12 protein-coding genes are annotated in these 11,225 nt (G+C 33.2%); 9 read left to right on the top strand and 3 right to left on the bottom strand.

Going from position 1 to position 11,225, the window contains the following annotated elements; translation table 11 throughout:
* Nucleotides 1–176: 176 nt before the first annotated feature.
* Together AAC024_RS14720 and AAC024_RS14715 are read left to right on the top strand one after the other, a co-directional pair.
* Nucleotides 177–629, top strand: a complete 453-nt coding sequence (locus tag AAC024_RS14720; protein WP_339896257.1) for a hypothetical protein — start codon at nt 177–179, stop codon at nt 627–629.
* Nucleotide 630: 1 nt separating this feature from the next.
* Nucleotides 631–2,025, top strand: coding sequence for a M64 family metallopeptidase (locus AAC024_RS14715; protein WP_339896256.1), 1,395 nt, complete (start codon nt 631–633; stop codon nt 2,023–2,025).
* Nucleotides 2,026–2,084: 59 nt separating this feature from the next.
* Here AAC024_RS14715 and AAC024_RS14710 read toward each other — a convergent pair whose 3' ends face one another.
* Nucleotides 2,085–2,606 (bottom strand): DUF4136 domain-containing protein, encoded by a 522-nt coding sequence (locus tag AAC024_RS14710; RefSeq protein WP_339896255.1) that lies wholly within the window; start codon nt 2,604–2,606, stop codon nt 2,085–2,087.
* A 222-nt stretch (nt 2,607–2,828) separates the two neighbouring features.
* On the opposite strand from AAC024_RS14710, the gene AAC024_RS14705 reads away from it, so the two are divergent.
* Both AAC024_RS14705 and AAC024_RS14700 read left to right on the top strand, forming a co-directional pair.
* Nucleotides 2,829–3,083, top strand: a complete 255-nt coding sequence (locus tag AAC024_RS14705) for an autorepressor SdpR family transcription factor (RefSeq protein ID WP_339896254.1) — start codon at nt 2,829–2,831, stop codon at nt 3,081–3,083.
* 4 nt (nt 3,084–3,087) lie between these two features.
* Nucleotides 3,088–3,729, top strand: a complete 642-nt coding sequence (locus AAC024_RS14700; RefSeq protein ID WP_339896253.1) for an SdpI family protein — start codon at nt 3,088–3,090, stop codon at nt 3,727–3,729.
* 29 nt (nt 3,730–3,758) lie between these two features.
* Here AAC024_RS14700 and obgE read toward each other — a convergent pair whose 3' ends face one another.
* Together obgE and AAC024_RS14690 are read right to left on the bottom strand one after the other, a co-directional pair.
* A complete protein-coding gene (gene obgE, locus AAC024_RS14695; protein WP_339896252.1) occupies nt 3,759–4,757 on the bottom strand; it encodes a GTPase ObgE in 999 nt (332 codons plus the stop codon).
* Nucleotides 4,758–5,002: 245 nt separating this feature from the next.
* Nucleotides 5,003–6,112 carry an adenylate kinase gene (locus AAC024_RS14690; protein WP_339896251.1) on the bottom strand — a complete coding sequence of 370 codons (1,110 nt, stop codon included), beginning with the start codon at nt 6,110–6,112 and terminating at the stop codon, nt 5,003–5,005.
* A gap of 298 nt (nt 6,113–6,410) precedes the next feature.
* On the opposite strand from AAC024_RS14690, the gene AAC024_RS14685 reads away from it, so the two are divergent.
* The 5 genes from AAC024_RS14685 (at nt 6,411) to AAC024_RS14665 (ending at nt 11,178) form a co-directional block, all read left to right on the top strand.
* Nucleotides 6,411–7,565: a 5-(carboxyamino)imidazole ribonucleotide synthase gene (locus AAC024_RS14685; RefSeq protein ID WP_339896250.1), complete on the top strand. Its 1,155-nt coding sequence runs from the start codon at nt 6,411–6,413 to the stop codon at nt 7,563–7,565.
* A gap of 68 nt (nt 7,566–7,633) precedes the next feature.
* A complete protein-coding gene (gene purE, locus AAC024_RS14680) occupies nt 7,634–8,116 on the top strand; it encodes a 5-(carboxyamino)imidazole ribonucleotide mutase (protein WP_339896258.1) in 483 nt (160 codons plus the stop codon).
* A gap of 149 nt (nt 8,117–8,265) precedes the next feature.
* Complete coding sequence (locus tag AAC024_RS14675) at nt 8,266–10,302, top strand: M3 family metallopeptidase (RefSeq protein ID WP_339896249.1); 2,037 nt, start codon at nt 8,266–8,268, stop codon at nt 10,300–10,302.
* A 61-nt stretch (nt 10,303–10,363) separates the two neighbouring features.
* Entirely contained in the window at nt 10,364–10,915 is a 552-nt protein-coding gene (locus tag AAC024_RS14670; RefSeq protein ID WP_339896248.1) for a sigma-70 family RNA polymerase sigma factor, read from the top strand.
* A 2-nt stretch (nt 10,916–10,917) separates the two neighbouring features.
* The gene (locus AAC024_RS14665) at nt 10,918–11,178 is read left to right on the top strand and encodes a hypothetical protein (RefSeq protein WP_339896247.1); all 261 of its coding nucleotides are present in this window, start codon (nt 10,918–10,920) and stop codon (nt 11,176–11,178) included.
* Nucleotides 11,179–11,225: the final 47 nt, after the last annotated feature.

Below are 11,225 nucleotides of genomic sequence, written 5' to 3'. Positions count from 1 at the left end.
TGCTTTCAATGAAAAAATATTTTCATTTCACCAATGCTCAATGTGGCAATTTACTCCAAAATTAACTTTTTCAGACAACCTCTTTTTTTATGCTTAACTTTACAGAACGTTAACCCCAAATTTACTTCTTAATTGTTTTGAAATGTTTTACTACATATAAATTCACTTTACTTTTATTGATTTGCTTCTCTTTCTTTTATGGATGTAAAAACAGTAAAGCTATTTCAGAAAATCAATCAGAGATTCAAGGCGCTTCAAAAATTCTATTTCTAAATTATAGTATTGAAAAGACTTTAAACGGAAAAAGGACTATTCAGTTTATAAATAAAAAAATAGTAGATGGTAAATTAAAGCCTATTCCATTTGAATCTATTGAAAATGGAATTGTTGGGGATTTAATTTTTACTGAATTTGATAAAAAGTCTAAGGTGTTACATCAACTTCTTATTAAGAACCCTCTTTTTAAAACAATTGAATATGTTGATGACTCCAAAAACTTTAAAACAGAAACTATAAAACTCGACAAAACACAATTTTCAATAAGGTTACAGCTAAATAGCAATACTAAATACATAACAATTAGTAACTTTGCTGAAAACGATCCCCTCATCAAAACCCAAATTAACTAGTATGAAATCTTTTTTATGCTTTTTACTTATTGCTTGTAACACCCTATACTTATCTGCACAGGTATTTGAAGTGGAACCAATAAAAGTATCTGGTGATATAGACAAACGTATAAATCTAGTATTTATGGGAGATGGCTATACTGCCCTTGAGCTAGACAAGTTTATTACAGACGCTACAAATTTTTCTAATAGTTTATTTAGCCAAAGTCCGTTTAATGAATATTCTGAATATTTTAATGTTTACGCTATAAAAGTACCATCTAATGAAAGTGGTACTGATCATCCTGGAACAGCAACTGACGTGACAGAACCTGTTATTGATATAGCAGTTGTAGATACTTATTTTAACACGTCATTTGATACAGCAGGTTATCATAGATTGCTTTACACTTATAATGCTGCCACTATTTATAATGTTTTAGCTGATAATTTACCTGAATACGATCAACCTATTATTATCGTTAATTCATTAGAATACGGAGGATCTGGGGGCCCTTATGCTACGTCATCTACTGGAACTAGTGGTGATGAGATTATAATACACGAAATAGGACACTCGCTTTTTAACTTGAAAGATGAATATTATCCTGGAGATGCTCTCGCTGCTGAAGCCATAAATATGACTCAAGAAATTAACACCAATGACGTTAGATGGAAAAATTGGATAGGAACAAGTGGTGTTGGTATTTATCCTTACGGAACTTCTGGAACCGAGGCAACATGGAATAGACCACACCAAAGTTGTAAAATGCGTTATTTAGGATATCCTTTTTGTTCAGTTTGCAAAGAAGGAATTGTTGAAAAAATACATAGTTTAGTTTCTCCAATTGATGCTTATACCCCTAACAATAATACGGTTGATAATCCAACAACGTTTCCTTTGGATTTTCAATTTGATTTGATTAAACCTAATCCAAACACTTTAGAAAGTGAATGGACACTTAATACGATACCTTTTGCAAGTAATGTTGATGCGCTTTCTGTTCTTGAAACCGATTTGGTTGAAGGCGCTAATGCATTAACTACCGTTGTACATGATAATACCCCTTTATTAAGAGTAGATAATCATGACACCTTTCATGTTTATAGCGTGACTTGGGCCATAAATTATTCATCGCACGGAATAGATGATATTGAAAGTGAGGTAAATAATTTCAATATTTCATTCTACCCAAATCCGGCTCATAGTATTTTGAATTTAAAGTTTGAAAGCAACACAAATTCTGATTTAAGAGTTGAAATTATTAGTTTGGATGGAAAAAAAGTAAAGTCTGCTCGTCTTTCTAATTACGAAAACACACAAGTTGATATTAGTAATTTAAGCCAAGGGGTTTATCTAACAAATTTCTATTCTGGTAATATGTTAATTGCCAGTAAACGATTGGTTAAAAATTAAAAAGATTCCTGCCAGAGTTTATCTTGAGCGCAGACGAAAGGCAGGAATGACAAAACGTTTTATTTTTCTGATGGATACCCAGACAATACCTTTTCAACAATAGCAATTAATCGTGTTTCTCTTTTTTCTGGGGTCCCTTTTGGGTTGAACCTAGATTCGCTTATGGCTTGCCAAAAGAGTTGTTTTTTATTTTCGTCAACAAAATCAATAGTGATTTGTCGGTTTACATTGGCTTGACCAATGGGTAAGCCTATGGAAATTCCGCCACCAACATTTCGTCCGCCACCTCCTAATCCAACACCCATAGATTGTCGTTGCGGCGCTTGATATTCTGTACTTTTAATATCAATGAAAAAGTCTGGATTTTCTGAAATACTAAATCCTTTTGTTTCCATTTTAGCATCTATGGCATTTAATAAGCGTTTGGTATCCAACTCGCTTAGACCTGTTTCCATATCTGCATAATACTGATAGGTTTTATAATTATTGAAATTGGTGGTTTTATCATAATCATAATTAACACGAATGGGTGCGCATGATACAATAAGTAAGGCTAGAATGGTGGCTTTTAGAAATCGCATAGGTTTAATTTTATATAAATTTAATCAAAAATTATTCCAATGTTGCTTTTTTGTTCTGCTGTTGCGTTAGGGATTGTAGTGGAAAGCCCACAGCGGAGGCACGGAGCGAGGACTTGTAACGTAAAGCCCGACCCTTGTGGTAACGCCCAAAATATAAAATTAATAGCTAAAATATTTGTAAAATTCAAATACTATTTAGATATTTGTCTAAATACCTAATTGATGAATTATTTATTTAAAGCATTAAATGACGAAACGCGGAGGCAAATTTTAGAATTATTAAAAGACAAGGATAGGACTGCTGGCGAGATTGCAGATGCTTTTAATATTTCGAAACCGAGTATTTCGCACCATTTAGATATTTTGAAACGTGCAGATTTGGTGTCGAGTGAGAAAAATGGGCAATTTATTACCTATTCGATTAATACAACCATTTTAGAAGATGTGCTGCAATGGATTATAACTTTAAAAAAATAAAATCATGAATATAAAGAGAGAAATACCGTTGCTAATAGTTGTTTTGATTCCGTTTGTTTATTTGGCTTATATATGGAATTCGCTGCCCGAAACGGTACCAATACATTGGAATTACAAGGGAGAGATTGATGATTGGGGAAACAAATCATCATTGATTTTTTTAACATTTTTGCTCTCTGGATTAACTTATATTTTGTTTACCGTAATCCCATTTATTGATCCTAAGAAAAGAATACAGGCGATGGGGAAAAAATATGATAATTTAAAATTCTTAATGGTTTTGTTTATGTCGGCTTTGGCAGTGTTTATTATTTATAGCGTAAAAGAACAATCGATTACCAACCCTTCTTTTATCATTCTCGCAATAGGGTTACTGTTTATGCTTTTGGGAAATTATATGAAGACCATAAAGGCGAATTATTTTATTGGAATTAGAACCCCATGGACATTAGAGCATGAATCTGTTTGGAAAAGCACACATAAACTAGCAGGGGAAATTTGGTTTATTGGTGGTTTAGCTATTGTGATTTCAAGCCTTACGACTAGTAAAGATTTTAATGGTGTTTTCTTTATTTCGGTTACGGTTTTATTGGCTTTAATCCCTGTTGTTTATTCTTATTTGGAATATAGAAAGCTAAAAAAATAAAGACTTTACAATTAAAGAATTAGAAGGAATTAATCATTCAGCATCTTCCACAACAAATCTTTAAGCTCTGTAATCCCTTTTTGAGCTACAGATGAAATGAATAAGTAAGGAATAGGAAGTTCGTTATCTAACTCAATTTTCATTTCTGCCTGAAGTTCATCATCAAGCAAATCGCTTTTAGAAATGGCTATGATGCGTTCTTTATCAAGCATTTCTGGGTTGTATCTTCTAAGTTCGTCTAATAAAATATCATATTGCTTTTTTATGTCCTTAGCATCTGCAGGAATTAAAAACAATAGTATAGAGTTCCGCTCAATATGACGTAAAAAATAATGTCCAAGCCCTTTACCTTCTGCAGCACCTTCGATGATTCCAGGAATATCTGCCATCACAAAGGTTTGAAAATCGCGATATTTTACTATACCTAAATTTGGCTTTAGCGTTGTAAACTCATAATCTGCTATCTTAGGTTTTGCTGAAGTAACGACTGATAATAAAGTTGATTTCCCTGCATTAGGGAAGCCTACCAAACCAACATCTGCAAGTACTTTTAACTCCATGGTTACGTACTTTTCTTCCATGGGAATACCGGGTTGTGCGTAACGTGGTGTTTGATTGGTTGAACTTTTAAAGTGCCAGTTTCCTAAACCACCTTTACCACCTTCTGCAACTATTATTTCTTCGCCATCTTCGGTAATTTCAAAAAGGATATCATTCGTTTCTGTATCGCGAATTACAGTACCTAATGGCACATCAACATAAACATCTTCGCCATCGGCTCCGAAACTTCTTCCACTACTACCATGTGCTCCATGTCCAGCTCTTGAGTGCTTTCTAAACTTTAAATGAAGAAGTGTCCAAAGGTTAGATTTTCCACGAACAATAACATGGCCTCCACGACCACCATCTCCTCCATCGGGGCCACCTTTTGTGATGTATTTTTCTCGATGTAAATGCACAGAGCCTTTACCTCCGTTTCCGGACGACACAAACATTTTTACGTAGTCTACAAAATTTCCCTCTGTCATAGTTATTTATTATTATTGAAAATATTAAACTAAAATACCTGACAGCCACTGGCGGTCCTCCTTTTAATTTCAAATCTTCAGTCATGATTCAAGTTAAAAGTTATGAGTTAAAAGTTTTCTCACTCTTACTTTTAATTTTTCCGCGGAAACGAAAATAATTTTATTGAAATTATAAAATACAAAAACTATAACTTCAATCTCAAAGTTATAGTTTTTAATTATGAGATTCCTGCCTTTGCAGGAATTTATAGGTTATCGATCACAGCATTCAAACGTACTGTAATATCTTCAATACTACCTACACCATCAACTCCAAAATATTTATCTTGAGCCGTGTAGTAGTCTTTTAATATAGCTGTTTCGTTGTAGTATACTTTAATTCTTTTTCTAATTACAGTCTCATCAGCATCGTCTTTTCTCCCGCTAGTTTTTCCTCTTTCAAGTAAACGTTTTACTAAAATAGCATCATCAACTTCTAAAGCAATCATAGCATTAATTTGAGAATCTTTGCTATCCATTAACTTGTCTAAAGCTTCAGCTTGCGCATTAGTACGTGGGAAACCATCAAATATAAATCCGTTAGCATCTGCATTCTTTTCTACTTCAACACTAAGCATATCAATAGTCAGTTGGTCTGGAACCAACCCCCCTTTTTCTATATAAGACTTTGCCAACATACCTAAAGCCGTATCGTTTTTTATGTTATATCTAAAAACATCACCTGTAGAAATATGTACTAAATTATATTTCTCTTTTAAAAATTCTGCTTGTGTTCCTTTGCCTGCTCCCGGAGGGCCAAATAGCACTAAGTTTGTCATGTGTTGTGTTTCTTTTATTTGATATACTTCTGGTAAATTCCGTCCTAACCCATCATAATCTAAGCCGTAACCAACTATGAATTTATCAGGAATTTCAATACCAACATAATGCAGTTTAAAGTCTTTTTTGTATGCTTCAGGTTTATAAAAAAGCGTAGCAATTTTTAATGATTTTACATTTTGGTTTTTAAAAATCCTGTGCACTTCGTGTAACGTATTCCCTGTATCAATAATATCTTCTAGAATAATTACTGTACGTCCAGTTAAATCTTGTGTTATACCAATTAATCTCTGAATATCTTCAGTAGACTTCAATCCTTCATAAGACGCTAATTTTATAAAAGTAACCTCACACGTTTTTGGATACTTTTTAACAAAATCGCTGGTTAACATAAATGACCCATTTAAGATGCCAATAAATACAGGGATTTCATCACCTACATCTTCAGCTATCTCATCAACTAAACGCTGTAAAGCATCATCAATTTCCTTGGCAGAAACAAAGGGTTTAAAATATTTATCGTGTAGCTTTATCACAAGTACTAATTTTTAAAGATGCAAAGATAATCAATATACTCAATACATTTAGGTTTTAGGAGAATTTGACGCATTTATTTTTTCTTTTATCAAGGCATAAATTTTATACATAGCCATAGATATTTTTTAAATTTTTAACGCAGAAAAAAGAGAAAAGAGAAAGTCAAAAATTCTAAAATCTAGGTGTATTAAGTATTCATTAGGTAATACCCATTTTTTGATTTACGATTTAGGAACTATTTTAAGATTTAAGTGTATTTTTGCGTATCGTTATTTAGGTTTCATTAAAAGCATTTCAATGAATTACTTTTCTTCAAATTTTAAACTTGGTATTCTTGGTGGTGGCCAATTAGGTAAAATGCTACTTTATAATACTAGAAAGTTTGACATCTTTACCTCGGTTTTAGATGCCAGCGAAGAGGCACCTTGTAAAATTGCTAGTAATGAATTTCATTTGGGAGACTTGATGGATTATGATGCGGTTTATAATTTTGGGAAACACGTAGATGTTTTAACTATTGAAATTGAAAACGTTAATGTAGATGCTTTAGAAGCGCTTGAAAAAGCAGGTATTAAAGTTTATCCTGCTTCAAAAACACTAAGAACTATTCAAAACAAAGCCAAACAAAAACTATTTTATAGAGATAACGACATTCCTACCTCTGTTTTTACCCGATTTGCTTATTTATCTGAAATTGAAGATGCTGTTGGTAATGGTGGTTTAGAATTCCCCTTTGTATGGAAGGCTGCACAGTTTGGATATGATGGAAATGGTGTAAAAGTGGTTAGAAATTTATCGGACTTGGAAGGTTTGCCAAAGGGTGAATGTATTGCTGAAGATTTAATTCCTTTTAAAAATGAATTAGCCGTTATTGTAGCGCGACGTGTATCAGGAGAAACTAAAACGTATCCAGTAGTAGAAATGGAATTTCACCCCGAAGCGAACCAAGTAGAATATGTTATTTGTCCTGCTAGAATTTCTATAGAAGTTGCAAAAAAAGCTGAAGAAGTTGCATTAAAAGCTTCCAAAGCATTTAAGCATGTTGGGTTATTGGCTGTAGAAATGTTTCAAACCAATGATGATAAAATTTTAGTAAACGAAGTAGCCCCAAGACCTCATAATTCTGGTCACCAAACTATCGAAGCCAGTTACACCTCACAATTTGAACAACATATTAGAGCTATTTTAGATTTACCTTTAGGACGAACAGACAGTAAAGTTGGTGGTGTTATGGTAAATCTTGTTGGTGCTGAAGGTTATACAGGAAATGTAGTTTATCAAAATATTGAAGACATCATGAATATGGATGGTGTAACACCGCATATTTATGGTAAAAAGCAAACGCGACCGTTTAGAAAAATGGGACATGTAACCATTGTGAATGAAGATTTAAATGAAGCGAGACGTATTGCTGAAGAAGTAAAAAAAAGTATAAAAGTTATAAGTCAGTGAGCACCAAATAACAAAAACAAAATTCCAAAAAGTAAAATTTGGGTTTTGGAATTTAAAAATTGGAATTTATTATGAAAGTAGGAGTCATTATGGGTAGCAAAAGCGACCTACCAGTTATGCAAGATGCCATAGATATCTTAAAAGGTTTTGATATAGAAGTTGAAGTGGATATTGTTTCAGCACATCGCACCCCTGAAAAATTATTTGATTATGGTAAACATGCGCACACCAGAGGATTTTCTGTAGTTATTGCTGGTGCCGGTGGAGCGGCTCATTTACCTGGAATGATTGCTTCTTTATCTCCGCTGCCAGTTATTGGTGTTCCAGTAAAAAGCAGCAATTCTATTGATGGCTGGGATTCAGTCCTTTCTATTCTGCAAATGCCTGGTGGTGTTCCCGTTGCTACAGTTGCATTAAACGGAGCAAAAAACGCAGGTATTTTAGCCGCTCAAATTATTGGCACTAGTGACACATGTGTGCTAGATAAAATTTTAGTTTATAAAGAAGGATTGAAGATTAAAGTAAACGAATCCGCTAAAGATTTAAAATAAAAAAAGCCCCGAAGTTATTCGAGGGCTTTTTAGCTATTAACAAATAATCCTCATGAGTTAGTCACTCTTAGTATTATTGCTGGCAAAAATATAAAAAAATATACTATGCATACATAGTATATTTTATTTTTAACATATTCTTTAAACAAATGACAAAAAAAACACTAATTACTTCATTTAATACTAAATATAACACCGCTCCTTTCAGAATAATTCAAACAGAAGATTTTCTGCCAGCTTTTAAGGAAGCTATAAAAATGGCTAAAAAGGAGATTGATACTATTGTTAATAGCCCTGAAAAACCTTCATTTGAGAATACTATTGAAGCCCTAGACTTTTCTGGAGAACAACTCGATAGAATTTCTAGTATTTTCTTCAACTTAAACTCTGCTGAAACTAATGAAGAGATTCAAAAAATAGCACAGGAGGTTTCGCCTTTATTGTCAGAATTCAGTAATGATATTACCTTAAACGACCATTTATTTAAGCGTGTTAATACGGTTTATAATTCTAAATCTGAATTAAATTTAACGACAGAACAAACTACTTTATTAGATAAAAAATATAAAAGTTTCTCAAGAAATGGCGCAAACTTGCCAGAAGACAAGAAAACACAACTTAGAGAAATTGACAAGAGTTTAAGTACGTTAAAATTGAAGTTTGGTGAAAATGTTTTAGCCGAAACCAACAAATTTGAAATGCTGATTACCGATGAAGCTGATTTGTCTGGGCTTCCAGAAGGCACAAAAGAAGCCGCAAAACAGTTAGCAGAATCCAAAGACAAAACAGGTTGGTTATTTACTTTAGATTATCCTAGTTATATCCCATTCATAACGTATGCTGATAATCGCGAGTTACGCAAAAAGTTATCACTAGCTGCCGGTGCAAAAGCATTTAAAGGAGATGCATTAGACAATCAAGCTAATGTGCTTCAAATTGTGAATCTAAGACATGAACGTGCTAATTTAATAGGTTATAAAACACATGCGCATTTTGTTTTAGAAGAGCGTATGGCAGAAACGCCCGAAACAGTTCTAAAATTTTCAAATGAATTGCTAGAAAAGGCAAAACCAGCTGCTAAACGCGAGTTTAAAATCCTTGAAAACTTTGCGAAAAGTTTAGATAATATCAATAGGTTAGAAAAATGGGATGGTGCATATTATTCTGAAAAATTAAAACAAAAACTATTTAGTCTTGATGACGAATTGTTAAAACCATACTTCAAATTAGAAAATGTTATTGACGGTGCATTCACAGTAGCTAATAAGTTATTCGACTTAAACTTTGAAGAAATTGATACGATTGATAAATACCATGAAGATGTTTTAACGTATAAAGTTACAGACTCAAAAGGTGATTTTATTTCTATTTTTTATGCCGATTTTTTCCCAAGATCAGGAAAACGTAATGGCGCGTGGATGACCTCATACAAACCTCAATACATCAAAAACGGAGTAAATAGCAGGCCACATATATCTATTGTTTGCAACTTTACAAAGTCAACCAAAACAAAGCCATCACTTTTAACTTTTAATGAAGTTACTACGTTGTTTCATGAATTTGGACATGCCTTACACGGTATGTTAGCCAATACCACCTACCCTAGTTTATCTGGCACTAGTGTGTTCTGGGATTTTGTAGAGTTACCAAGTCAGGTTTTAGAAAATTGGTGTTACGAAAAAGAGGCCTTGAAACTTTTTGCAACACACTATGAAACTGGAGAAGTGATTCCGATGTCCTTAGTTAAAAAAATAAAAGAATCAGCTACGTTTCATGAAGGGATACAAACGTTACGCCAATTAAGTTTTGGATTATTAGATATGAGTTGGCATGGTCAGGATCCAACAAGCATAAAATCCGTAAAAACTTATGAAGATGGAATATTTAAAAATACCTCATTATATCCTGAAACGAAAGAAACCTGTATGAGCACATCATTTTCTCATATATTTCAAGGCGGGTACGCTTCGGGGTATTATAGCTACAAATGGGCAGAAGTTTTAGATGCTGACGCTTTTGAATATTTTAAACAAGAAGGCATTTTTAACAAAAAAGTGGCTGATAAATTTAAAGACAATGTACTGTCTCAAGGCGGCACTGAAAACCCTATGACACTTTACAAACGTTTTAGAGGCCAAGAACCTAAGCCTGAAGCTTTGTTAAAGCGGGCGGGATTGTTGAAATAACAATTTAAAATATTCAATTTTTTAGCTTATTTTTGAAATTCAAAGAAAATTTGCTACAATAATGCCCAATCATCAAATTGATCCTAATAAATGGATTGACCTTTATTCTGATTATCTCTTCAACTACACCATCGCGCGTGTTAGTGATCGTGAGAAAGCTCAAGATTTAGTGCAAGACACCTTTTTAGCGGGTTTGAAATCTATGAAAAACTTTAAAGGAGAAGCCAGTGAGCGCACGTGGCTCATTTCTATTTTAAAGCGAAAAATTATAGATCATTACCGAAAGATAAATTCAATAAAAGGAAAAGCTGAAGTAAGAATAAATTACAGCGACTCTGAAAGTGAAGGTGACTGGCTGGAGGAACGTGTTGCAGACCCATTTGATAAAACGGCTGAAGACACTTTACAGAACAACGAACTTGGAGAAGCCATACATAACTGTCTGGAGAAATTACCTCAAAAACAAGCTGATGTTTTTAAAATGAAAACCATTCTTGGCTATGAGACTGAAGTTATTTGTAATGAATTAAATATTACGGCGTCTAATCTGTGGGTAATCATTCATAGAGCTAGAACAGCTATGGCTGATTGTTTAAAACAAAATTGGTTTTAATTATGAGTAAAATGAAGGTTATGATTCCTTGCGATGAAGCAAATCATGTTTGTGACAAAACACAATACAAAGAAGCCTCATTCTGGGAAATGATAAAACTCAACATACATTTAATTTATTGTAGAGCTTGTAGAAAGTATACAAAAAACAACACAACCCTCTCTAAAACAATAGAAAAATCTAACATTGAGTGTTTAGATAAGAAGTGCAAAGATGCTATGAAAAAAGACTTCGAAAAAGTATTGAAAGAAGTTTCTAATTAGTGTCTGGACGGAAACAGACGATTTTTATAATTTGAATTATTTTTGAT

Origin of the sequence: uncultured Algibacter sp. (assembly GCF_963976535.1) — a bacterium.
GTDB lineage: Bacteria > Bacteroidota > Bacteroidia > Flavobacteriales > Flavobacteriaceae > Algibacter_B.
Note: the sequence above shows the minus strand (reverse complement) of the source record. Positions and strands in the feature narration are given on the sequence as shown.